This is a genomic window from SAR324 cluster bacterium (assembly GCA_015232315.1).
Lineage (GTDB): Bacteria > SAR324 > SAR324 > SAR324 > NAC60-12 > JADFZZ01.
This window is the reverse complement of the sequence record JADFZZ010000013.1, coordinates 82,226-107,714: the sequence shown is the minus strand read 5'-3', so window position 1 is coordinate 107,714 and position 25,489 is coordinate 82,226. Positions and strand designations below refer to the sequence as shown.

General features: G+C 42.5%; 24 protein-coding genes and 1 pseudogene. 10 read left to right on the top strand and 15 right to left on the bottom strand.

Annotated elements, in window-relative coordinates; all coding sequences use genetic code 11:
- Both HQM11_11000 and HQM11_10995 read right to left on the bottom strand, forming a co-directional pair.
- On the bottom strand, positions 1 to 245 hold a 245-nt coding region (locus tag HQM11_11000; GenBank protein ID MBF0351550.1), incomplete at its 3' end, for an ATP-binding protein.
- Between the two features lie 85 nt (positions 246 to 330).
- Positions 331 to 928 (bottom strand): annotated as a pseudogene (locus tag HQM11_10995) (phage integrase family protein).
- A 153-nt stretch (positions 929 to 1,081) separates the two neighbouring features.
- On the opposite strand from HQM11_10995, the gene HQM11_10990 reads away from it, so the two are divergent.
- From HQM11_10990 to HQM11_10980, 3 genes are all read left to right on the top strand, one after another.
- The gene (locus tag HQM11_10990) at positions 1,082 to 1,324 is read left to right on the top strand and encodes a DUF4158 domain-containing protein (protein ID MBF0351549.1); all 243 of its coding nucleotides are present in this window, start codon (positions 1,082 to 1,084) and stop codon (positions 1,322 to 1,324) included.
- 110 nt (positions 1,325 to 1,434) lie between these two features.
- Positions 1,435 to 2,928, top strand: a complete 1,494-nt coding sequence (locus HQM11_10985; protein MBF0351548.1) for an IS21 family transposase — start codon at positions 1,435 to 1,437, stop codon at positions 2,926 to 2,928.
- On the top strand, positions 2,925 to 3,674 hold the full coding sequence (locus HQM11_10980) for an ATP-binding protein (GenBank protein ID MBF0351547.1): 750 nt from the start codon (positions 2,925 to 2,927) through the stop codon (positions 3,672 to 3,674). Before HQM11_10985 ends, HQM11_10980 begins: the two co-directional genes overlap by 4 nt.
- Before the next feature lie 268 nt (positions 3,675 to 3,942).
- Here HQM11_10980 and HQM11_10975 read toward each other — a convergent pair whose 3' ends face one another.
- The 13 genes from HQM11_10975 to HQM11_10915 form a co-directional block, all read right to left on the bottom strand.
- Positions 3,943 to 4,350, bottom strand: coding sequence for an ISAzo13 family transposase (locus HQM11_10975; GenBank protein MBF0351546.1), 408 nt, complete (start codon positions 4,348 to 4,350; stop codon positions 3,943 to 3,945).
- A gap of 42 nt (positions 4,351 to 4,392) precedes the next feature.
- Positions 4,393 to 5,022, bottom strand: a complete 630-nt coding sequence (locus HQM11_10970; protein ID MBF0351545.1) for an ISAzo13 family transposase — start codon at positions 5,020 to 5,022, stop codon at positions 4,393 to 4,395.
- A gap of 357 nt (positions 5,023 to 5,379) precedes the next feature.
- Positions 5,380 to 6,807, bottom strand: a complete 1,428-nt coding sequence (locus HQM11_10965) for an NADH-quinone oxidoreductase subunit N (protein ID MBF0351544.1) — start codon at positions 6,805 to 6,807, stop codon at positions 5,380 to 5,382.
- Between the two features lie 15 nt (positions 6,808 to 6,822).
- Positions 6,823 to 8,340 (bottom strand): NADH-quinone oxidoreductase subunit M, encoded by a 1,518-nt coding sequence (locus HQM11_10960; protein ID MBF0351543.1) that lies wholly within the window; start codon positions 8,338 to 8,340, stop codon positions 6,823 to 6,825.
- Between the two features lie 21 nt (positions 8,341 to 8,361).
- Positions 8,362 to 10,344, bottom strand: coding sequence for an NADH-quinone oxidoreductase subunit L (gene nuoL, locus HQM11_10955; GenBank protein ID MBF0351542.1), 1,983 nt, complete (start codon positions 10,342 to 10,344; stop codon positions 8,362 to 8,364).
- 5 nt (positions 10,345 to 10,349) lie between these two features.
- Positions 10,350 to 10,682, bottom strand: a complete 333-nt coding sequence (nuoK, locus tag HQM11_10950; protein ID MBF0351541.1) for an NADH-quinone oxidoreductase subunit NuoK — start codon at positions 10,680 to 10,682, stop codon at positions 10,350 to 10,352.
- A 16-nt stretch (positions 10,683 to 10,698) separates the two neighbouring features.
- Complete coding sequence (locus HQM11_10945; GenBank protein MBF0351540.1) at positions 10,699 to 11,226, bottom strand: NADH-quinone oxidoreductase subunit J; 528 nt, start codon at positions 11,224 to 11,226, stop codon at positions 10,699 to 10,701.
- A complete protein-coding gene (locus HQM11_10940; GenBank protein ID MBF0351539.1) occupies positions 11,216 to 11,899 on the bottom strand; it encodes a 4Fe-4S binding protein in 684 nt (227 codons plus the stop codon). Before HQM11_10940 ends, HQM11_10945 begins: the two co-directional genes overlap by 11 nt.
- A 49-nt stretch (positions 11,900 to 11,948) precedes the next feature.
- Entirely contained in the window at positions 11,949 to 13,031 is a 1,083-nt protein-coding gene (nuoH, locus tag HQM11_10935) for an NADH-quinone oxidoreductase subunit NuoH (protein MBF0351538.1), read from the bottom strand.
- Positions 13,032 to 13,080: 49 nt separating this feature from the next.
- Positions 13,081 to 14,241: an NADH-quinone oxidoreductase subunit D gene (locus HQM11_10930; protein MBF0351537.1), complete on the bottom strand. Its 1,161-nt coding sequence runs from the start codon at positions 14,239 to 14,241 to the stop codon at positions 13,081 to 13,083.
- Positions 14,238 to 14,702 carry an NADH-quinone oxidoreductase subunit C gene (locus HQM11_10925; GenBank protein MBF0351536.1) on the bottom strand — a complete coding sequence of 155 codons (465 nt, stop codon included), beginning with the start codon at positions 14,700 to 14,702 and terminating at the stop codon, positions 14,238 to 14,240. Before HQM11_10925 ends, HQM11_10930 begins: the two co-directional genes overlap by 4 nt.
- A gap of 76 nt (positions 14,703 to 14,778) precedes the next feature.
- Positions 14,779 to 15,426 (bottom strand): NADH-quinone oxidoreductase subunit B, encoded by a 648-nt coding sequence (locus HQM11_10920; GenBank protein ID MBF0351535.1) that lies wholly within the window; start codon positions 15,424 to 15,426, stop codon positions 14,779 to 14,781.
- Positions 15,417 to 15,767, bottom strand: a complete 351-nt coding sequence (locus HQM11_10915) for an NADH-quinone oxidoreductase subunit A (GenBank protein ID MBF0351534.1) — start codon at positions 15,765 to 15,767, stop codon at positions 15,417 to 15,419. Before HQM11_10915 ends, HQM11_10920 begins: the two co-directional genes overlap by 10 nt.
- A gap of 595 nt (positions 15,768 to 16,362) precedes the next feature.
- On the opposite strand from HQM11_10915, the gene HQM11_10910 reads away from it, so the two are divergent.
- From HQM11_10910 to HQM11_10880, 7 genes are all read left to right on the top strand, one after another.
- The gene (locus tag HQM11_10910; GenBank protein ID MBF0351533.1) at positions 16,363 to 18,495 is read left to right on the top strand and encodes a V-type H(+)-translocating pyrophosphatase; all 2,133 of its coding nucleotides are present in this window, start codon (positions 16,363 to 16,365) and stop codon (positions 18,493 to 18,495) included.
- A 204-nt stretch (positions 18,496 to 18,699) separates the two neighbouring features.
- Entirely contained in the window at positions 18,700 to 19,947 is a 1,248-nt protein-coding gene (locus HQM11_10905; GenBank protein ID MBF0351532.1) for a hypothetical protein, read from the top strand.
- Positions 19,944 to 20,393, top strand: coding sequence for a c-type cytochrome (locus tag HQM11_10900; GenBank protein MBF0351531.1), 450 nt, complete (start codon positions 19,944 to 19,946; stop codon positions 20,391 to 20,393). The genes HQM11_10905 and HQM11_10900 overlap by 4 nt, the downstream gene beginning before the upstream one ends.
- A 36-nt stretch (positions 20,394 to 20,429) precedes the next feature.
- Entirely contained in the window at positions 20,430 to 21,173 is a 744-nt protein-coding gene (locus tag HQM11_10895; GenBank protein ID MBF0351530.1) for a FadR family transcriptional regulator, read from the top strand.
- A gap of 6 nt (positions 21,174 to 21,179) precedes the next feature.
- Entirely contained in the window at positions 21,180 to 22,103 is a 924-nt protein-coding gene (prmC, locus tag HQM11_10890) for a peptide chain release factor N(5)-glutamine methyltransferase (protein ID MBF0351529.1), read from the top strand.
- 255 nt (positions 22,104 to 22,358) lie between these two features.
- The gene (locus HQM11_10885) at positions 22,359 to 24,140 is read left to right on the top strand and encodes a response regulator (GenBank protein ID MBF0351528.1); all 1,782 of its coding nucleotides are present in this window, start codon (positions 22,359 to 22,361) and stop codon (positions 24,138 to 24,140) included.
- Between the two features lie 14 nt (positions 24,141 to 24,154).
- Complete coding sequence (locus HQM11_10880) at positions 24,155 to 25,450, top strand: response regulator (GenBank protein ID MBF0351527.1); 1,296 nt, start codon at positions 24,155 to 24,157, stop codon at positions 25,448 to 25,450.
- Positions 25,451 to 25,489: the final 39 nt, after the last annotated feature.

Below are 25,489 nucleotides of genomic sequence, written 5' to 3'. Positions count from 1 at the left end.
GTCACAATCATGGAACCCGCTTCATAGCGTTCGGAAAACACTTGAAATAACAACTGAGCTCCTTGCTGTGAAAAAGGAATATACCCGAGTTCATCGATGATCAGCAGATGATATTTCGCTATTTTTTTAAGGAATCGTTGGAGCGTTTTTTCTTCTCTGCTTTCCACCAGGGTATTGACCAAATTGGCCGCTGTCGTAAAAAACGTTCGATATCCCTGGCGACAGGCTTCGATGCCTAAAGCGATGGGTAATTAGACCCATTTAGGGGTAAATCGTCACAGATTTTCATATTTTACTAGAGAACACATCAAAGAAAGATCGCATGATTTATTAAACCAATTTGGAATTGGATTGTAGTTTTCTGTACATGGTATCTGCCTGATCAGCCGTGAATTGGAAATAAACCATCGTGTTCTCAACGTTTTTATGGCCCAACCAATACTGTACTTCCTTAATATCCATCCCACTTTGCGCCAAATGAACCGCAATGGAATGCTTTAACACATGGATATGTTGTTTGTGTTCTGGAAGCTTTGCCTGCTTTCCATAGAAAGCCATAAGGTCTTGAAGTTGCCTTTTTGAAATAGGGTTACCCTTCCTTAGATTTAAAAAGCGACTGCTCCCCATTTATAATGGAATATTCACGAATATATTTTTTCAAAAGCCTGGATTTATCGGGGGTTAATCGTAATGTATTAGAACGTGATCCTTTGAGCCTACGGCAAAATAGCTCATCTCTTTGTTCGTTAAAATTCCCTCGAGTAAGCATTCCGATCTCCGAAACACGTAACCCGCAATAATAGGCGATATTAAAAATAGTTAAATCCCGTAATCCATAAGGATATTTTTCTTCACTTCGTTTTCCAATCACTTGAAATAATTTTTTGAGTTCTTTTTGGGTGAGATATTCAATAGATTCAATTTGCATAATGGCATGCTTACCGCATGAAAGGATTTTAAGGTGTGGTTAATAATATAAGAGAAATCCCAGTGTTTTCAACGTTTTCCTAAGAACATGGTATTCCAGTAGAAACCAACCGCGCTTTAGAGAGATCAATATTGACTATTTTTTAGAGATCATGTGGTGAGTACACTACTCAATATTCTCAGTATAAACGAGCAAAAAACATTTGAAAATCCTCCCCAGTTTTCTGGTGTGGAGAGGAAGCAGACGTTTTTTCTCAATCAAAAGCTTGAAGATATTGCTAGCAGTATGCGGACACCCACGAACCAAGTAGGGTTTGTCTTACAATTTGGGTATTTTCAAGCGGTCAATCGGTTTTTTCCATCCTCTTGTTACCGGTCATGTAAACTGACCCAGTAGCGGACAATAAAATTGACCCACCTTTATTGATAAAAAAGCCATAGCTTGCTATGGCACTCCCGTTAAAATGATGAATCATTTTTTTTGGGAGGACTATGGAAAGGTGGAACATGATTTATAAAATAAAAGCGCTTCATGATGATGGAAACGGACTATCGATCCATCAGATCGCGGAGCAGTTGAAACTGTCTCGCAATACAGTACGGAAATATCTGCGGATGAAGGAAAATGAGATCACGACGTATCTGCGCAGTCCTCAGCGTGAGAAAGTTCTGGATGAACATCGGGAATACATGCGGCATCTATTGGAGATGTATCCTGAACTTTCCTCGGGAAAAATGCTGCGAAAGCTGAAAACCCATGGTCTGGAAGTTGAAATTTCCCAGCGAAGTGTTCGGCGTTATATGGCAAGTCTGAGCAAAGAACTTCCCTCGATTCCTGGACGGCGTTATGAACCCATACTGGATATGGTGCCTGGTGTTCAATGTCAGGTCGATGGCGGTGAACTGCGGGATGTTATGATCGCGGGACAACCAACGACTGTCTATTTTATGGTGTTTGTCCTGTCGTATTCTCGAATGATGTATGTCAGCGTGAGTTTACGGCCGATCAATACCGACCTGTTTATCACCATGCATGATCAGGCATTCCGTTTTTTTGACGGTGTGGTGGAAGAATGTGTTTACGATCAAACCAAACTGGTGGTGATCAAGGAAGAATTCCGGGAACTCTGGCTCAACCAGCGGTTTCATCAATATGCCAACAGCGCGGGTTTCAAGGTGCGAGCCTGTGAGGGCTATGATCCTGAAAGTAAAGGCAAAGTGGAGGCCGGCGTCAAGTATGTCCAGAAGGATTTCTTTTATGGGGACAGCTTTGCTCAAGTGGAAGATCTCCGGCAGCGGATGGTGAACTGGCTTAAAACGGTGGCCAATGTGAGGGTTCATGGCACTACCCGTGAGGTTCCATGGGACGTGTATGATTTACGGGAACGTCCACGGATGAAACCTTATTTGAGTCCGAAATGTTTACAGCAGGTTTGTCTGGGAGAAACCCGTCAGGTGGACAAAACATCGCTGATTTCATGGCAGTCCAACAAATATTCGGTTCCAGGCCAATATCAGTCATCCTCCGTGTTTGTCAGGCAGGAAGAGGGTTGGTTGTTGATTCACGCGCCGGATTCCAATCAACCGATCACAAGACACCGGATATCCGCCCGCAAGGGAGAAGTGATCAAGAATCTGAATCATTATCGTTCCCGGCAGGATCAAATTGTCCGCTATGAACAAACCCTGCAATCGCTTCTGGGGGATGAATTGGCTTCCAGTTTGTGTCAACTTCTCCGGAAAACGACACCGGACCTGTATAAAGATCAGTTGGCAGGATTGAAGCTTGTGCTTGGACAATATCCTTCGGTGACCCTGCTGCGGCCATGGCTCAAGGACCTGACTCAACGAGCTGAACTGCGGGTGAGTTATATTCGGGATTATTTGGCCGCGGCCATGAATAATCCCTTGTCGCTGCCGCTGGAAGAGCATCTTCTTTCCAGAGATTTGAAACTCTATCGCGGGTTGGATCAAAAAACTTTGGGTCGGGAGGACGTATGAATCCGGTCAAATTTGAGGAAGTCCTCCAATCTTATAAAGCATTACGCTGCTTCGGCATCGCTGAAAATCTGTCGTCCCTGATTCAACGAGCCGAAGACAACCAGATTTCCTATCTGCAATTCGCTCAACAGTTGCTGGATCAGGAATTTCAATGGCGCAATCAAAAACGTGTCGCGCTCAACCAGCGAAAGGCGGGATTCCCGGTCATGAAGCGCCTCGATGAATTTGATTTTCGGGCGCAAACGACCATTACCAAAAAACAGATCGCGTCGTTGATGGACTTTTCTTTCATTGAGCATCGACACAATGTCGTCTTTATTGGTCCGCCGGGCGTTGGAAAAACGCATTTAGCCATCGCTCTGGGGCAGGAAGCTCTCAATCACGGTTATAAAGTCGCCTTCTTCACCGCCATGGGGTTGATGGAAACTCTTGATCTGGCTGAAATCCAGGGGCAGTTGAAACATAAAATCAGCGCGCTCCTCAAATATGATCTCATCCTCTGTGATGAATTGGGATATTTGCCCATTAATAAACAGAGTATCTCAAATTTGTTTCAGTTTATCAATGCCTTGTATGAGTATCGTTCCCTGATTTTAACCACGAACAAGGATTTTACCAATTGGGGGGAATTCTTCGCCGCGGAAAATATCGCGGTGCCCATTGTCGATCGCATTATTCATCACTCTCATATCTTTATGATGGGCGGCGAAAGCTATCGACTCAAACAAAAACTCGAAAATCGCTAATTTTTCTTGTTGTCAGAAAATTGCTTTCATTCTAAAAAATGAAGGCATTTTTCTTCCCAAGGTGGGTCAAAATTAATGTCCAATATTGGGTCAATTATATTGTCCCTTGACACCTCTTCCTATCTTGAATCAGACCTTGTATACGTTTGCCGTCAACTTAGGGCTCGTGCAAGAATAAGATTTACACTATGGTGTCGTCAGGAGGGATCTCGTCCCATATCCCCTGTGGACATGATCAGGACTGAATCTCTCAAACTATAAAGGTTATTTACGCACGAGCCCTAATGAGGTCAATAACAGTTTGTCGAGTCAGTAGTGGTTTGCCCTTCCAGTTTTGAGAAATAAAACTGAACATTCGATGCTCTATTTTATTCCATTTGCTCGTTCCTGGAGGATAATGGCAAACATGGATTTCCAGTCCAGTTTCATTAGACAAACCTTGCAATTCTTTTTTCCACAATCGAACTCTGTTTCCGTTGGATCCGCTACAATCTGCAGTGATCATAATTTTTTTGATTGCGCCATATTTCTCTATGGCGATTTGCTGATACCAGGTCCTGATGGAGTTGACCGCGAATTGTGCGGTATCACTACTGATGCCAACGCTAACCCATCCCTCGTTTCTAAAGATATCGTAGATGCCATATGGCGCAACTTTTCCAAGTTCTTTATCAATGAAATCATAGACATTTACTTCGGTTGGATTTCCTTGAGGTTGCTACTGTTGACCCGGGTTTTTAAACTCGCCAATATTCTCTTTTTTCTTTGTATCTACCGATATGACAGGCTGCGCCTCTGAATGAAATCGTTTAGCCTGTTCATTGATATATTGAAATTGTTCATCTCGATCTGGAGGATTTCCTCCTTCCATGGTTTTTTTATTAGATTGAAGAGTGTAGTTCAGATCAAGCAACAAGTGTCTTACTTTACTGGAGCCTAATTTGTAACCTTGTTGTTTGAGTTCATCCGATAACTTGCGCGTGCTTTTTGTGGTCCATCGCAATGGTGACTCTGGATCTCCTCGACTATCAGGATCAACCAAATCCTCCAGTTTTGACAAAATATCAGGATAATGTGTTTCTACACTTTTACGGCCGCCTCCTGATTTGCGTATTCGTGATACGTCCAAACGTTCTGTTTCCTGAAGTTCCGTTAATCCAGCATAAATTGTCGGACGAGAAACACCGGTGGCTTGACTTACGGCACTCACACCACCTCGTTGATACATTCTATCGAAGGTTCGTGACCGAGCCGCACACCATAAACGACGACGCTCATCAAAAAAAGCTCTAATTTCGCCATACTCTGATTGGATCTGTAATATTTCTAGTTCTATTAATTCTTTCATCAAATAAAAAAGGTGGGATACAAAGGTTTTACATCAAAGTGTGTTGAGAGCCTGTGAAAGTTTAGTATTCGTCTCCAATAGATGCACGTTCATCCAGAACTTTTTAACGCTGGGGACTGAGCAGATAAGTGGTGATCTCATTATTTTTTAGTTAACAATTTTACATAATATTAAGAACAATTTCATTTCCCCAATTTTATATTCAGGATTTACATGAACTGGCTACCAACTTAACCCGATACAGATGGTCGTAAAATTGTAGACAAAATTGTCCGTCCTGCCTAACCTTGCATGGGTTCTCTAATTCATTGAATTTACAAAGTGGATCGGCTTACGTTGATAGCCCATGAACTAATGTTACCATTGTGATGTTTGAGAATATATACTTTCGTATATGGAGGGCCAAATCCCTAGAATTATAATGCCAAGAGTTGTTCCTGCCAATAAAACTGAATTTGATCGGGAAATCAAAACAGGAGGGGTGGTTTCTGATACGGGTTCAATATACATCTGACGAACTATTTTCAAATAATAATATAATGAGATAGTTGAATTAATGGCTGCTGCGGCCACAAGCCAATGATATCCTGCTTTGGAAGCAATGCTGAATAGAAAAAATTTACTTACAAACCCTGAAAGTGGAGGTATTCCAGCCAGGCTAAACAAGGCCATCATCATAGCCAATGCCATGATTGGATTTGTTCTTGAAAGTCCTCGATAATCCGTAATGTTGTTTTGTTGCGTTGCATTTGAATAAACATAAATCACAGTAAAAACTGTTAAATTTGTAAAAACATACACTAACATATAAAATAACATTGAAGGAACACTTTCAGGAAAAACGCCAACAAATCCCAATATCAAATAACCTGCCTGGGAAATTCCACTGAATGCCATAAACCGTTTTATATTATTCTGAATAATGGCTACAACATTCCCCAAAGTCATTGTTATGAAAGCAATCAATGCCATTAAATCAGAAAGATCACTGATATGATTCCGCATTATTCCAAAAAATAATTGAAATAAAAATGCTAAACCCGCGGTTTTTGAAGCCACTGCCAGCCATGCGGTGACTGGAACTGGTGCTCCTTCATAAACATCCGCGGCCCACCAGTGAAATGGAACCAATGTCATTTTGAATCCAACTCCTGAAAGTATCAGAAAGACTGCCAGCCAATAAACTGGTGAAAAACTGAGTTCTTTCCCCATTTGCGGGATACTGGTTGTTCCACCGGAAAGTCCATAAAGTAACCCCAGACCATAGAGCAATAATCCTGATGCCAATGCACCAAAAATTAAATACTTCAATCCTGCTTCGCCAGATGTTATTGAAAATTTATTCCAGGCAACCAAGGCAAACAGTGGGATTGTCGAAAGTTCAAGACAGACATACAAAGTAATAATATCCTGTGCAGATATTAAAAACATCATACCAGAAATGGTAAACAGCAAAATTGTGTTGAACTCGGCAATTGATTTCAAAGGACTATCTTTATCTGATACATCCGTTGAAGGAGTGCCATTACACATCAGGAACAGAACTATTCCAGAAATAATAAAAATAATTTTAAACCAGGATCGAACAGGATCGACAATAAAGCGCTCACCAAACAGGATTCCTGTATTATCAAGATTATTGGTTACGATTACCAATGACATACCAAGTCCAAAAATGGCAATTCCATTCATCACATTTTGTTTCTTGGACTTTGAAAACAAATCATAAAACAAAACAACAAAGGCTGTAATAACAGTAATTATTTCAGGGAAAATCAAATACACTTAAATCCTTATTTATTAATGTAAACGATTTACCAGAGGCATCAACGAGGCCTCTATCAGATCAATCAGCAAGAATGGAAACAAACCCGCAATGCCAAGAGTTATGACAAGGATGCCGGTGCTTATTTTTTCAGTGATTGTCGCATCGCTTAAATGATAAAATTCCTGATTGACAACAGGCCCTTGAAAAACTTTTGCTAAACCACGAAGAACATAAACAGCGGTCACCACAATGGACATGGTAGCCAACACCGTTAACAAACGTGTAGCCCAGGGGGATGTCCACTCATTTCCAAAAAATCCACCTAAAAAAACATGTGATTCCGCAACAAAGCCTGCCAATCCTGGCAATCCCAAAGAAGCAAGTCCGGCAACATAAAAACAGGATGCCAACCAGGGCATCACTTTGGCAAGACCACCCATTTCATGGATCATTCGAGTGTGGGTCCGTCCGTAAACCATTCCAATTAACGCAAAAAACAAAGCAGTCATAATTCCATGACTGAACATTTGTAACACAGCACCTTTAAATCCCATTAAATTGAGACTGGCAACACCAAACAGAACAAACCCACAATGACTCACAGAGGAATACGCGGTAAAATACTTCAGGTCTTTCTGCATGATTGCACCGAGGGCACCATAAAGAATATTGACAGTAGTCAGACCCATGAAAAATAATCCCCACTGGATTGCCCCCTGAGGTAAAAGATAAACACCAATTCTTAAGGCGCCATAACCGCCCAATTTCATCAGGACTCCGGCATGCAGCATCGAAACGGCGGTTGGAGCTGAAGCATGACCATCAGGTGACCATGTATGAAAAGGATACAATGCGCCAAGTACCCCGAATCCCACAAAAATAACAGGAAACACCCACTGCTGAAAAGCACTGTCATATGAAACCGTTGCGAGTTTGGTAAGATCAAATGTATTCAGACCGGAGGCATGATAAACAGCCAGCATGCCAACAAGAATCAACGCAGATCCGCCCATCAACATCAACGTAAGTTTCATTGCGGAATATTCTTTGGGTCCTGTTCCCCAAACTCCAATCAGGAGATACATGGGTAAAACAGCCAATTCATAAAATACGAAAAAAAGAAACAGATCAAAACTGACAAACACTCCAAAAACACCCGTCACCAGCACTAAAAGAAGCACAAAAAATTCTTTGGCTCGAACCTGAACATTCCAACTTGCCAGGACTCCTGTAAAAATCACTATGGAGGTCAGGATGATCATTGCGACTGAAATGCCGTCAACACCAATCAGGTATTGAATACCAAATGAATCGAACCAGGGAATCCGCTCAACCAGATACAACCGTGTTTGCAGGGATTCTCTCAAGGCAATTGTATCAGAAAACGCAATATTGCAATATTTCCAGGTTAGAACAGCACTTAAAACCAGATGTATTCCGGTTCCAACCAAAGAAATCCAGCGGATACGTTCCCATTTGTCATTGGGAACAGCGATCACCAGAAGTGCGGTCAAAAAAGGAGTAAAAATTATTGAACTGGTCAAGCCCATGAAATCATTTTCTAAAAATTATTAAACGATTGTTACCCAGAACCAGAGTAATACCCCTAGTCCGCCAATAACATGAAAAATTCCATATGTCTGAATCTGCCCTGTTTGTAACTTGCCAAGAATTCTGCCTGATTCCCTGGTAATCCAGCCTGTAAGATTGACCATCCCATCAACCACATGGCGATCAAACCAGGCTATTGGTTGAGAAATTTTTTGAAAAACGAGTCGATGGGTAAGCCATAAATAGACTTCATCTATGTAAAATTTATTTCTTACTAAAATATATATCCCCCCTGAATTTTTAGCCATTTTCTCAGCTATTCCAGGATGTTTCCTATACATGAACCAGGCAACGCCTATGCCGGTCATTGCAGAGAGAATTGCCGGCAACGCAATATCCCAATTGATGCCATGATGGTTGAGATCCCCAACTTTTACCCATTCACCCAAGGGAATCCAACCGCCCCCAACTGCCAGCATTCCTAATATCATCATTGGTATCAACATGATGAACTGTGATTCTTTTGCATGTTCCGCATGAGATTTGGGTTCGCCCTTGAAGGTGAGAAAATAAAGTCGGAACATATAAAATGCTGTAATTCCTGCCACAAGTAATCCAATTCCAAAAATAACAAAATGGCCTGACTCAAGAGCTCCGGCTAAAATTTCATCTTTTGAGAAAAAACCTGAAAGCGGCGGAATTCCTGAGATTGCCAATGTCGCAATCAGAAATAAAAAATGAGTAACAGGCATTTTGTGATCCAGGCCACCCATTTCATGAATATTATTGGTATGGACCGCATGGATGACGGAACCAGCACCTAAAAACAGCAACGCCTTAAAAAAAGCATGGGTGAATAAGTGAAATAATGATGCGGTATATCCTAAAGGATGTTCCATACTGGCTACGCCCAGTGAAAACATCATGTAGCCGATCTGACTCAAGGTTGAAAAGGCCAGAATCCGTTTTATATCATCTTGAACACAACCAAGCACAGCCGCAAATAAACATGTGAACGCCCCGACATAGGCCACCAGAATCAAGGCACTGCCAGACATCGCAAAGGCGGGAAACAATCGTGCGACAAGATACACCCCGGCAACGACCATTGTCGCGGCATGAATCAACGCAGAAACAGGAGTTGGACCTTCCATTGCGTCTGGAAGCCATATGTGGAGTGGAAACATGGCACTTTTACCTGCCGCACCTATAAAAAGAAGAACCAGGGCAACTGTGAGAACCCCCATTCCCAGGCCGGCTTCACCCAGTTCTAAAAACTTCTGTAAAACCTCGGGATTATTCAAAAACGCAAAATCCCATGGCTGAATGCCGCTGAAACCATTCAGAACAGGAGATTCAGGTAAATAACTCATTCCCTGAAATATTCTCTGTCCATAAAATCCGAGAATCAGAATTCCGAGCAAAAAACCCAGATCCGCAAAACGAGTGACAATGAATGCTTTTTTGGAAGCTGACACAGCAGAGGGTTTTTCATAATAGAAACCAATGAGTAAAAATGAACTGCTGCCTACCAATTCCCAACAAACGAACATCTGAAGCAGATTTGGTGCTGTGACCAATCCCAGCATACTGAACGTGAATAAATTCAGGAATGTGAAATACCTTCCAAAGCCCTCATCCCCTTTCATGTATCCCAGTGAATACCAATGAACCAGAAAACTCACCGTGGTGACTACAACCATCAGCAACAGAGACAATGGATCAATCAAAACTCCGACAGACACCGTCAGAGACTCCTGATAGCGCAACCATTCACCACTCCAGGGAACCATCATCGGGAAGCTTCCGGATTCTGAAAAACGGGAAATATAGCGAAATGCTAAAATGTAGGAAAGAGTGGCAGAAATGCCAACAGATAGTGTGGCTACTAATCCAGCGACCTTATTTGAAATGGGTCTAATGATAATTCCGGCAATAAAAAAAGAGAACAACGGCATTGCGGGAATCAACCAGGCATAATTAAAAATGAACCCCAATTCCATGCCCATTATCCTTTCAAAGTATCCATTTGTGTGACATCCAGGGAATTACGCTGTTGGAAGACCGCAACGAATATTGCCATACCGATCACCGCTTCTGCCGCCGCAATAACGATAATGAATATTCCCATCAACTCCCCGTCGATTTTTTCAGGAGACATCAGTCTGTTAAATATCGCAAAATTCAGAGCACCCGCATTCAGCATAAGTTCTATTGACATGAGAATACCAATAGCATTTCGTCTGGTCAGCACTCCATACAAACCTATGCAAAATAACAGTAAACTCAGCACCAGCCAATGAAACAGTAAGGGTGAGTGTGAGGCCAGAAATTCTATCATTATTTCCTCAGTAACATCAATTAGACTGTTGTTTCTTACGCGAAACCACAATTCCACCGATCATTGCCGCCAACAATAGCAATGAAATGATTTCAAACGGCAACACATATCCTTCAGACCCTGCATCCAACAGTTTTTTCCCCAATTCAACCACGTCATTTTCAACAGAATTTTGTGAACTTGATAATGGAAACTCTGTATGTGCGAAAGTCAGGACCCCAGTCACAAACAAAGCAAGTGAAATGATCATTCCAGACCATTCTCTAAAAACGGTGGGTGAGGACTCTGTCATATCCGCTGAACTTGTGAGCATGACGGCAAATACCATCAGAACCACAATACCTCCCACATAAACAAGTATCTGGATTCCTGCCAGAAACTCAAAGCCAAGCAATAGATACAATCCGGAACTCACAACCAGCACGCCAGCCAGACACATGGCGCCCCTTAATAAATAATGTGTGGTGACTACTGCCAGAGAACCCAAAACAGCTACCAGGCTGAGTCCGTAAAACATAATCGTATAAAACGCGTCATTCCACATTGGCTTTTTCCTGTTGAACTATTTGAACGCCATCCAGTGCAAACCCATTCATCGGAATTTTCCCTGAATAAACAGGGCGGAATTCTCTGGCTTTGTTCCGATCTTCTTCTGACATCTTTTCAAGAACTTTTGTGGGTGGTCCCGCATAGGAATTGAGATTCATGACCAGTAAACGCCGGTCATACACGGCAGATTCAAAATCTTTTGCCATTTCAATGGCACCATGTGGGCACGCCTGAACACAAGCATTACAAAAGGTGCAAATATCCCAACGCCAGATAAACTGATCAATCTCGGTTTTGCCTGTGACAGTTCCTTTCATGGTATCAATCAGAATGGATTTATTCGGGCACACTGTCTCACAAATTCGACATCCTGTGCAATGGTGAGAGCCATCCTGTTCATAAATAAAAACCAGTCTTGACCTGAATCTGTCTAACATTTTTAAGGATTCCCTGTTTTCAGGATATTGCTGAGTCACAACGGTAGAAGGATGACTCAGATATTTAAATGTAATCCTCATCCCGTTGAGCAAAGCCCTCAAAATAGACCATACCAGTGTTGGTCCATTTGTTGATTTTTCCTTGTAAAATATCCTGGGTGTAATGACAACATCCACAGTCAATCCGCCAATTTTCTCAGTACTGGATTCGGAATTAGTCAGGTTTTCCATAGTTTACCAGTTCAACGCATTCACAACGTAATTTCTGAATTTTTTATAATCAAAAATGAAATCCTGAAACGACAACTCCACTTGCCAAAAGCAGATTCGCCAATGCGATAGGTAGCAGGACTTTCCATTCCAAAAGCATGAGTTGATCTACTCTTAATCTGGGAAAGGTCCATCTAAACCACATATAGACAAAGATAAAAAAACTGGTTTTACCCATAAACCAGACAAACGGTGGAATCCAGTCCATTACTGCATTAAAAAATTCCCACTGGCCAATATGAAAAGGCATCCACCCCCCGAAAAAGAGCGTGGCCATCATGGCTGACGCGACAAACATATTGACAAATTCTGATAGAAAAAAGAACGCGAATCTCATTCCGGAATATTCAGTATGAAATCCTGCTGTCAACTCACTTTCACCTTCAGGAAGATCAAAGGGAGTCCTGTTTAATTCCGCGGTTGAGGAAATCAGAAACAACAAAAACGCGACAAGACTAACGCCATGCCCTTTCCAGATCCACCAGCCATCAGCCTGACTCATGACAATATCAGAAAGTTTCAGACTTCCAGCCAGCATAACAATCACCAGCAGTGACAATGTTGCTGAAACCTCATAGGAAATAATCTGAGCGCCTGCCCGCATCGCCCCAAGCATGGACCATTTGTTGTTTGAACTCCATCCGCCCACAAGCACTCCCAAAACACCTACACCAGTAACAGCAAGGACATAAACTATCCCGATATTCAAATCAACAACCTGAAATGATGGAGACAATGGAATGATCGAAAGTGTTAGAACAGTTGCCACCAAACTGAGATAGGGAGCCAGAAGATGCAAAATTTTGTCTGCTTTTGCTGGAACAAGGTCTTCTTTCAGCATAAGTTTAACCGCATCTGCCAGCGGTTGAAGCACCCCATGCCATCCAACCCTCATCGGCCCAAGTCTGCATTGGAAATGCGCGGCAACTTTTCTTTCCGCATAAATCAGCACAATTCCAACCACAGTCATCAATGAGGCTGTCAATAACAATCCCAGCATCAAGTAACCCACGGTGCTGACAACATGCCCCTGCTGAAACGCGGATGCGGCTCGATGCGCAATGCTTTCCACCTCCCATGGGCTTGTAGACATTGTAAAACTCCAGAATATTGAATTGATCTTATCCATGTAACACTCAGATTTATCGGTCCATATCAGGAATAACAAGATCCAGTGTGGAAACCATAGCCACCAGATCGCCCAGACGTGACCCCGGAGCCATCTGGGTGATGGTCCATAAATTATTAAAATTTGGAGATCGCAGATGGAAGCGATATGGTTTTTCTTTACCTGTGGAGACAATCAGAACACCGAGCACCCCTCTGGCTGTTTCCATCTGACTATAATAACGGCCTTCAGGAATTGTTATTTTTGCCGCAGGTTTTTTAGTGATGAATTTTCCTTCAGGGATATTATCAATCAATTGTTCAATAATTTGAATGGATTGCCTCATTTCTTCCATCCGGACAGAATATCTGTCCCAACAATCGCCCACACTTCCCACGGCAATTTTAAAGGAAACCTTCTCATAGACACCATAAGGCTCCACTCGTCTTAAATCATAGGGTATTCCGCAAGCCCTCAATACGGGACCTGTGGCCCCCAATGAAACGGCTTTTTCACGATCCAAAATGCCAACGTCCCGCAAACGCTGCTGAAAAATCGGATTAGCACTCAACAAAGCCTCATATTCTTCAAGTTTTGGTTTGAAATATTTAAGATAATCTTTGGTTTTTTTGACAAAATCGGGATGTATATCAAACATCAAACCGGCAGGTTGGATATAGTTTAATGTCAATCGAGCTCCCATGGTTTCTTCAAAAATATCGGTCAGCATTTCTCTGTCACGAAATCCATAAAGAAAGGGCGTGAAGGCTCCCAGATCCATTCCTGTAACTCCCCACCAAAGTTGGTGACTTTGCAACCGCTGCATTTCAGCCAAAATTGTGCGGATGTATTCGATCCTGTCGGTCAGTTCAATCTGTGCGGCCTTTTCTACAGCCATTGAAACGGCCCAGTTGTTCATAACGGCAGACAGGTAATCCATCCGATCCGTCAAATGCACAATTTGACGATAGGTATTGTGTTCACATATTTTTTCGATGCTTCTGTGAATATAACCCAACACAGGAATGACTTCACGGATAGTTTCTCCATCCATTTTCAGGACCAAACGAAGAACGCCATGAGTTGAAGGATGTTGAGGCCCCATGTTGATGAAAAATTCCTGGGTATTCAATGAACTTTTGGAATTTTCCGGAACCGTGGTGCGATCATTGAGCGTGGAGATGTGAACTGTCATTCTGCAGACTCCAACATGAAATCATCCTTATAATCCTTGCGCATCGGATACCCGACCCAATCATCTTCCAGAAAAAGTCGTCGCAAATCAGGATGGTGATCATACTGAACACCAAACAGATCAAACACTTCACGTTCCTGCGCTTCAGCAGCCAGCCAAATGTTAGAAACTGTCGGTATCACTGGATTTTCCCGAGGAATATTCACAATAATCATGAGTGACTGTCGGAATTGTGTGGAATACAGCACATAAATCAGTTCAAAGCCATTTTCCAACCAGTCCACCGCGGTGTGAGAACATAACATGTCAAAACTGAGATCAGGTTGCTTTCGCATGGTTCGCATCACTTCATGCAAAGATGTTGCGGTGATTTCAAGAGCAATGAGGTCAGTTTTTTTGGGGGAAATTTGATTTTGCGGGTCGATCTGCCGGATTTGAGCTAACAGTATTTCCTGATCCATATTTCACAGTAATATTTTAAGTGTCATGAGATCGTGATTTTGTTATCAATTTCAATTTATTATGGACAAATACTCGTTATAATCCTGTTGACCACTCTCTTCGGGCAATTTCCTCCGGGATATTAGTTATTCCCTCATCACCAAGAATCTGCCGCAATTCCAGGGTAATATCTTCCAGTTTAACTCCGGGTGGGAGTTCACTGACGACTGGTTTTTTCCTGATTCCAGGCTCTCTGAGAGACTCCCCTGATTTAATCATTTTCTGTAATGCCAGAATTCCATAAAGCAGTGATTCAGGCCTTGGTGGACATCCCGGAACATAGATATCAACAGGAATAATTTGATCAGCGCCACGGATAGTGGTGTAGGAATTATAAACAAAGGGTCCGCCGGAAATGGTGCAGGCACCGGTCGCAATGACATATCGAGGCTCTGCCATTTGCTCATACAAAGTTCTAAGTCTGGGAGCCATTCGTTTCACAATGGTACCCGCCAAAATCAACAAATCGGCCTGTCTGGGTGATGGCCTGACAACCTCCGCACCAAAGCGTGCCAGATCATGCCTGGCCGCACCAGTTGCCATCATCATTTCTATAGCACAGCAACTTGTTCCAAAAACCAATGGCCATAAACTGTTTGCCCTGGCCCAATTGATCACTTCATCCATCCGTGTGAGAATAAAGGAACCTCCGGAAATTTGATCCATTTGTGCCACTAAACCCATTCCAGCACCCCTTTTTTCCAAGCGTAAATCAAACCAGTCAGTAATATCAAAATAAAGATTCCAGCCTCCACAAAACCAATAATTCCTGTTTCACGCAAGACAACAGCCCAGGGAAAAAGAAAGGCAGCCTCCACATCAAAAATCAGAAACATCAACGCAAACAGATAATAACCCACATTAAACGGTAGTCTGGAAGTACCGATGGTCTTCTCACCACATTCATAAGCATCATTTTTGATCAATCCGGGATTTTGAGGAGCAAACAGATGGGAAACACCAAGAGCGATTCCAATCAGAAACAGGGGAAGTATCATCAATAGGAGAACTAAAATATAGGACATTTCAACTCATTGATATGAGTGTTTGACATTCGTCAATCAATGTTGTTATCTTCTGCAACAGGAGGTGAAAATATTGATCATTTCGGGATGGTTTTCAATTAATGCCGAGCCTCAAAATGAGACCATACTCTTCTGAAAATATTTTAGCAAGCAGGATTTGTTGACATATTTCTGATGAAATCATTCCCGATTTGACATAGATTTTCACCTTTAAAATTCAAGGTGATATTAATTTTTCAGCATTTATCATGTTGAATTTATTGTCTACTATGAATTTCTGATTAATACCAATTAGGGGTTGAAAATTATGTTGGATAAGCAATGTACTGATAACTGGAACATGTGTCCTTCGGGACTTGATCCGGCATGCAGAAAATCTCTGCAGATCACTGCATTCAGAGTCAAATCCTGAATGACAAGCTATTTCAACTCCTAATTCGCATAATTAATTCAAAATAGTAGGCTTGCAATTTAATTGCGATTTTTTTAGGGTGGCTCGAATTTTTTGAGTGTTCAATTTTTGAAAGTCAAAAAATCATTCCCGTCCTTCAATTCATAATTTTATAAACCATCAAAATCATCCGGAGCGAATTTTATGGGTAATTTCGTCATCTATATAATTTTTGCGATGTCACTTCTGGGACTTGGCGTCGCACTTTATTATGCAGCAAGAGTAAAACGTATTCCGATTGATGAAGGGGCTGAAAGCCCTGAAGAGGGAAGCCGCCTCCGGTTCATTCACGGTGCGATTGCTAAAGGTGCCATGGCATTTCTGTTTCAGGAATACCGCTATATGGCCGTGTTCATGGTCGCGTTTGCGGCACTGATCACCGTTTTAATTGATGATCCTCACACACCACATGTATCAGAAGGTGTTTATACAGCCATCTCATTTTTGCTGGGTTGTGTGATTTCAATCGTTTCAGGTTTTATCGGAATGAAAATTGCCACAGCCGGCAATGTAAGAACCACAACGGCGGCTCGTCGATCTCTTCCAGAAGCCTTTAGAGTGGCTTTGAGCAGTGGTGCTGTCATGGGCTTTGGACTGGTTGGACTGGCAGTACTGGGTTTAATTCTGATTTATCTGTTTCTTAAATTGATGATGCCAGAAATTGACACGCACATTCTGATGGAAGTGATGGCTGGCTTTGGACTTGGTGGATCTTCCATTGCTCTGTTTGCCCGTGTTGGTGGTGGGATTTTTACCAAAGCCGCAGATGTTGGCGCAGACCTGGTTGGAAAAGTAGAAAAAGGAATTCCCGAAGATGATCCGAGAAACCCTGCGGTTATCGCTGATAACGTTGGCGACAATGTGGGCGATGTTGCTGGCATGGGTGCAGATTTGTTTGGTTCGTGCGCTGAAAGTACATGTGCCGCACTGGTTATTGGAGCTACAGCGTTTGCCGCCAATCTCGAAGCTTTACTCTTCCCGATTCTGATTTCCGCGATTGGAATCCCTGTTGCCCTGGTGACTGTCGCGACAACCAGAGTTAAAGGCGATAAAGATGTTGGAAGCGCCTTGAAATACATGTTGATTCTGTCGTCAGCACTGATGGCTGTGATCATGTTTTTCGTAACCTTATGGGTATTGCCATCTTCGTTTGAAATCAATGGCATAGAATATTCCAGTATTGGTGTTTACTGGTGTTATCTGTCCGGTTTGCTGGCTGGTCTGGTTATTGGTTTACTCACTGAAGTTTACACTTCCTCTGATTACAAACCTGTACGTGAAGTCGCCCGAGCTTCAGAAACAGGTGCCGCTACCAACATTATTTTTGGTATGGCCCTCGGTTATCATAGTGCTGTAGGACCAATTCTGGCGATTGCGGTCAGTATTTTTATCCCCTTCACATTTGCTGGAATGTATGGTGTTGCCATTGCCGCATTGGGTATGTTGAGCACCCTGGTGGTTTGTTTGACCATTGATGCTTATGGCCCTGTTGCAGACAATGCCGGTGGTATTGCTGAAATGTGTGGTCTGGAAGAAAATGTCAGAAAAAGAACAGACGTTCTTGACACCGCAGGAAATACAACCGCCGCGATTGGAAAAGGATTTGCGATTGGATCCGCTATTCTTACCGCTTTGGCTCTGTTTTCAGCCTTCTTGACCAGAGCGGATTTGATGATGCCGGGTTCTCATTTATTGAGTAGCATCAACTTGCTTGATCCTTTGGTTCTGTCAGGACTTTTTGTGGGTGCGGTAATCCCCTTCTTTTTCTCGGCTATGACCATGAAATCTGTTGGAAACGCCGCGTTTGACATGATTGAGGAAGTCCGACGACAATTTAAAACCATCCCCGGTTTGATGGAAGGCGAAGCAGATCCTGATTATACCCAATGTGTTTCAATTTCAACCAAGGCTGCCTTGCGTGAAATGATTGCTCCCGGAGTATTGACCATGGGGACACCCCTGGTGGTTGGTTTTCTATTTGGAATTCCAGCGCTTGCAGGATTACTTGCGGGTATCATGGTGTCTGGCGGAGTGCTGGCCATCACCTCCGCAAATTCAGGGGGTGCCTGGGATAACGCGAAAAAATATATCGAAGCAGGTAATTTCGGTGGAAAAGGAACCGATACCCATAAAGCCGCGGTTGTGGGTGATACTGTCGGTGATCCGTTCAAGGATACGTCTGGTCCATCATTGAACATTCTGATTAAATTATCCGCAATTCTGAGTTTGGTCTTTGTACCGTTCTTCGTGCAATATGGGGGTCTCCTCGTAGGATAATTCTTTTACCGTCAGGTGGTTAGAGCCACCTGACTCTTCCCCGTCTTTTTTTCAAAACATCTTCCACAAAATTAATTTTCCCCTCCAAAGCCGGTATAATCAGCAATTCATTACGAAATATTGGACATGTTTGAAGACATTGGATAGACCTGTTCAATATACAACGTAAATTAGTATGAAATATTTGAAGAAGGATTCCTTGTCATGAAACATACGTTAATATCACTTTTCACGCTCATTATGCTGTTTGTTTTGAGTTCAGACTGTCTGGCAATAGAACGCCGCAGAGAGCAGATTCAAACTGATTTCGGCTACATTGTAACCCCGATGCCATTTATATTGCCTGGCGTTGGAACCGGATTCGGATTGTTGGGTGGCTTGAACAATATTTATGAAACACCGGTCGATCTGTTCCTCGTATTCATTGCCGGAGATGTCGAAGGCGCAATCCTTGGAACCACAGATATTCCCCTTGTTCCCAACCATTGGCTACTGGATCTGACCACAGTCCGGTTCAACAAGGGGCAACAAAACCGATACCTGCAACGGGGTATGGATTCTGAATCGGATGAATTCAATATCGTGGAACTCGATGACAGTGCCTTGCAGGGATTTAGGAGTATCTTAACGTTTTATGACCGCATGCTGGAATTTTATGCGATTTCCTACAATATCCAGTTCAAACTGAGTGCTATCCGTGACAATGAAGGCAATCTTCAGAATAAAATCGAGAATCCTGAAGAAATCAACTTCAAGTCTGGAACTTATGGGTTTCTTCTGGATTATACCGATGACCGGATTGACCCCAAACAAGGGGTACGTCTGAGTGTGGAGCGCTCTGCCACACCACCCCAAAATAGTGATTCGGTCAATTATTATGTCATGAATTATTCACTGACGGGACTGGTTCCCATGTTGGATTACAGCACATGGGCATTTCATTATTTTCGGTCAGACTCCGTAGTTGAAAACAAGGGAGAAACGGACCTGTTGGCGCTCAGTCAGGATTATGGCTGTTATGAAACAGATTTTGACCTTTGCAATGAGTCGATCAAGGGCGTGGTGCAGGATCAAGTGGCACAAAACACCTATGGGTCCGCAACGTCACTGGGCGGAAGAGCCAGATTGCGAGCCTATTCCGAAGGACGGTTCAGTGCGGCACATACAGAATTTATTGCCACCGAATTCCGCTGGAATCTGACCAACGAAAATACTCCGTTTGACATTGGTATCATGAAAGATTTACGTACAGGAATTCAGTTGGCGTTCTTTTATGAAATGGGAACGGTGGCTGAAACAACCCCGGATTTGTGGAAAAAATATAAATATTCTGTGGGTTCAGGCGCAAGATTGGTCACAGGATCGGGTTTTGTTTACCGATTTGACCTGGGCTTTGGTGACGAAGGTGTCGCAACAACATTGTTTGTGGATTATCCTTGGGGGGCATTATGAAAAAAATAATAAAATACAGAAAACAACGATGGCTAGTTTTAGGTGGTACATTGAGTTGTCTGATTGCCGGGTGTTATGGCTCAATCCACATTGTTTCCAGAAAACAACAGGAAGTTAATCCGGAAACCTTAGCACGGGGACAGGTTGTGTATGAAGAACATTGCGTTCGATGCCACGGCCCGGAAGGTCGGGGAGATGGACCTGAGGCAACCGGACTTGGTGTACCCATACCGAATCTGCTGGAATACAAACTCCATGTGGTACAACATGGCCCTGAACAAATCATTGATTATCCGCATTATTCAGTTGACGCAATCTCCCGTCAGGCACAACATGGCGGATCCACCATGCCTGGATTTAAAACTGCATTCACTGAATCTGAATTGAAGGATCTGACGCAGTATTTGGTGCGACTCCAGCAGACGGCTGAACCGGTTTCCCGATGAGTCCTAATCATGTAAAAACTTTTTTCAAAAATCAAAGTGACTGAACAAAATTTACCTGACAAAATTGCTGACCTTTTGATCCAGCAGATATTCACCGGAGTTTTGAAACCGGGCCAGAAACTGGCCGCGGAAAGAACTTTGGCTGCGGAAATGGGTGTTGATCGTACATCCCTGAAAATGGCAATCCGGCAATTGGCACGGATGAATGTTGTGAAATCGGTCAGGGGGTCGGGTGTCACTGTTCAGGATTATCGTTTGCACTCCGGGTTGGATTTCCTGGGTGCGGCCCTGTCCATACCGGACCTCAAGATTGGAAAAGGGATTTTGCTCGAAGCAATTGATTTATGGGTCTCGTTTTTACCCGCCGGATGTGCCATGGCGGTCAAACGAGGTGCTCCAGCGGATTTACTGGAAATTGAGGGAATTTGTTCAAGACAGCTAAAATTATTGAATGAACCGATGGATTTTTTCAAAATTGTTCAACTTGAAACTGAAATCCAGGATAAAATGATCATCATGCAACAAAGCACCGTCTTGACGCTGTTTGCCAATTCCACACGACAGTTGAGACGTACCATGCTTCAGATGTATCTCGAAACTGTGGATATTCGAACTCATGTGAATTATCACAGAAGTCTGATTGGCAAAGTGTTGATTGGTCAACTGGATTCGGAAAACATCCGTGATGAATACCGAAGTTATCTGATTGCGCAAACAAGATTTTTACGTGAAAAAATCGCTCAAATGCCCCCGGATTCTGAAATTTACGCTGAAAACTGAGTTGGTATGATCTCCGGTGAAGCACAATGGACGGTAGAAACGGTTCTGGTCTGGACCATTGATTATTTTAAACGGAACTCCATTGCCTCCGCCCGTCTGGATGCGGAACTCCTGCTGGCTAAAGCCTGTGGATGCCAACGAATGCAGTTATATCTCAATCCTGAATTGCCATTGACCCCTGATGAGCGGGAACAAGTCCGCAATGATGTGAAACAACGGGTGGCAGGTGTTCCGATTGCTTATCTGCTGGGTGAACGTGAATTTTGGGGACTTGCGCTCAACGTTCGATCAGGTGTGCTGATTCCCCGACCTGACACTGAAATTCTGGTTGAACAGATTCATGAACGGATCAAGGTCTGGAAAAAAAATAATTCTCCCGATCAAACATGTGAAATCGCTGAACTTGGTACTGGTTCAGGGGCCATTCCCATCGCACTGGCCTCACTTGAAAAAAACCTGCGCTTTTACTGCACCGATATCAGTCCCATCGCTATTGAGGTTGCGACAGCCAATGCCAGAAAATTCCAATCCTTGTGGGATGAACGATCTAACCGGATTCAGTTCATTCGAGGCGACCGGTTTGAAATGTTAGCGTCCGGGTCTCAATTTGATTTGATCATCAGCAACCCCCCCTACATTCCTTCCAATGACATTCAATCCCTGCAAAAAGAAGTCCGTGTATTTGAACCGCATGAAGCCCTGGACGGAGGAACATCCGGTATGAATTTTTATGACTATCTCCTGACAAAAGCCCCCTTGCTGTTGAAACATGAAGGTTGGTTGTGTGTTGAAATGGGGTTTGATCAGGCTGAGTCACTGACATTGTTGATTCAACAACATTCATCCATGAAACTTGTCAAGATCGTTCCAGACTATGCGGGACATGACCGTGTGGCACTCCTACAACATTGCAAACACTCCCCTCAATAAATTCCCCCTACTGACATCTACTGTTGGCGCAGGAAATCATTAAATTTCCTTTTTTTCCGAAATGCACAAAATTACCGTAAAAAACAATAATTAAGGCCGTATTTTAAACATTTTTTAACCCAAATATTATTTTTTTATTTTCCGAATTTTACCTATTTTTTTAATTTATTTTCAGGTTGTTTATGCATACAGTTCATTATGAAAAATATTTTTTATTGTCGATGATGGTTAGAATATAAACTCTAGTTGTGAATTATGAACAGCCCCATAGGAAAAAAGCATAGGTTCATTACTGATACCGGATCAAATCATCGGGAATTGATTTGTCGTTATCGTCGTGACGGAACCTTGACCTTTGTAAACGGTCCCTGTTGTGACTATTTTTGTATATTCTCTGATGGCTGGCATGATGTAAATATATTTGATCTGCTGTCTGAGGAAGAGTCTGAGTTCTGGCAGTTAGCCCTACAGAATATGACTCCGGAAAATTCTGTAAGTTTTCATGAACAGCAGTTGATTGATCAGAATGGGGGAATTTTTTTACTGGAATGGGTGCACATAGCACAGTTCAACAAGCACTCTCAGGTAATAGAATTTCTTTCGGTGGGAAGGAATAAAACAACGACTAAACTCCAGGAAACCTCAAACTTCATCATCAGAATGAATCATGAGATCCGCAAACCGTTGAATGCCATCATGGGATTCAGTCAACTTCTGAGGAATCAGGCCATCGTAACCCAATTACCCGGCTCAATGATTCAGAAACTGGACAACATCTGCATGAGTGCTCAGGTGTTGTCTGAGGTAATCAATGATACCATGGAATTTGCCCGGATCGATTCAGGACAGTTGAAGTTGGTTGAAGAACCCATCAATATCCGTCAATTTTTCACGGATATCCATACTCTGCATAATTTCCATGCACAAAGCAAACAACTGGATTATTCTTGTGAACTGTCCGCTGATTTACCAGAATATTTGCTATCAGACAGGCACCATCTCACACTCATTTTGAACAATCTTCTGGAAAACGCGATTAAATTCACGCCGAGTCAACATTCTGTAAAACTGGTTGCAACCCGAAAAAACTCAGACCTGCAAATTGATGTCATCGACACAGGTATCGGTATGACACAGAAACAACAGAAAAAAATGTTTGAACCCTTTGATAGGAGCTATGACTCTAATAGAACCCAGGATGGAACAGGACTTGGATTGACCCTGGTCAAGAAATGCTGTTTTTCTTTGAAGGGAAGACTTGAGTGGCATAGCATTCCAGATGTGGGAACAACATTTTCAATAACGCTCCCCTTACGTGAATATAGTTCTGCACACAGACCTGATACAACCAAGGGTCATAATCCACCACGTTTTTCTCCCGAAAATATTATCGTAATCTTTGAAGATGACCTGATGACCCGGCAAATGATGACAGCAGTGTTTGATTGGTTGTCTCTGGATCTGCTTCACGCAACAACTGAAACACAAACGATTGAGACTGTGCAATCTATTGTAAATAATGGGAAAATTCCTGATCTGATTCTTCTTGATCTCAAGTTATGGAATAGTAATGAGCTGGAATTGATCTCAAAACTGCGCCAGATAAATGGTTGTCAGAACGTTCCTGTTGTTTTCATTACAGATCACTCCAATAAAGGAGTAAACGTTCTTCAGGATAGCAACGTGTCCAGTCTCCTCAAACCAATCAACCTTCAGTATTTTTTGGAAATTCTCGGCAAATATCTAAAACCCCATTCCAAGCCATTGACTTTAGATCCCATACAAAAGTCAACTCTGGCAATTGATACAGTGGAATACATTCAGCAAGAATTGAACAGCCTTATTGAAATTCCAATGTATCATCTGGAAAAAATACTGCTGAAAATACAGCATTTATATGAAGAATTTCAGCAGCATTTTCCAACAGGACTCACCGTACTGAACCAGTTGAGACAGTTTGCTGCAACTGGAAGTTCAGAACAATTCAAAGATTGCGTTGCTCATATTCACCGTATGTTAATAATCAATCTAGACTAAGCTGAAACAAAATTATGGCATCCATACTTATTGTTGATGATGATCTGCCTTTTCTGGAGCACATTGGCGAAATGCTGGTCCAAATGGGACATTTTCCAAACATGCTTTCAAGAACTGAATATATCCTGGCGCGGATTTCACAGGAAGTGTTTGATCTACTGTTGCTGGACATCCATTTCCCTGACGCAAACGGCATCAACCTGTTGAAACAGATCCGGGCAAAACCTGAATTTGAGCATTTACCTGTCATCATGGTTACCGGGGATGAAGATGCGACCTTGATGGAATCGTGTTTTGAGGCCAATGCTTCAGATTATATCAGCAAACCAGTCAAACCCGCCTTACTCAAGGCAAGGATCGAATCAGCAATTAGAAACTGTCAATGTCAAAGATTACTGTTTGAAGAAAATAAAAAAATGGAACAGTTTCATGGCATTGTTTTGAAGATCCTGGATTATGCGACGGAAGCCATTGTTATAGTGGATGAATCCAGAGAAATCATATTTTTAAATCAATGTGCTGTTCTGTTGTTTGGTTCTGCCTCCAGTCAGTTATATGGTCAGCCAATAACGTTACTGCTTTTTCAGGAAGATTTGAATTCAATCCTTCAAACCTTGAAATCAACAATGAGAAAATCTCAAAATATTCCATATTCCTTCAAGATCGCCGTGAAGACCCAAGACCGGGGAACGTTTATGCAGTTGACTGATGTTTTTCCGCTTGAGATCGAAAATAATTTAACACTTGCCTTTATTTTCCATCAATCTGATTTAGAAATCCCTTTCGATTCCGACCCTGTTGTCATTCCTGATAACAATCTGCACGAGCAATTCAAGATCCAGAAAACTCGAATTGAAACTGTGATTGACGGGTTTAGCGATATTTTGGGAATGGTGACCAATAGCGGAAAATTGATGCTGGAGGAATTACAGGATATGGTTACCGCCCAAAATGAGCTTGAGGAAATTTTCGCAAACAATCTCAGCATGCAGGAAATTCGACAAAACCTGGTGAATGTGATGAACCTGGCTTTGGAACTATGGGAGACCACTACTGGAAAAAGCAAAGCAGAACTTGCTGGTGCCAGTAAATTCTGGCGAGTTCACATGGACAATGGAAGCTTGCGTACAAAAACCATGGATCGCTACCTGAATGTTCAGTCCCTGCCCCTTCGTCCTCGTTGGAACGATGTCATTTTTACCGTGGAATATGTTCTGTCGGTGTGTTCGTCCAATATTCCCTTATGCAAAGATCTGGAAAGACAACTTTTAATATTAAAATCCATGCTCCAATCAAAAAATGTCAAATAACAGGCACTTCCCCAAACAAGTACCAAACAAATTACGGTA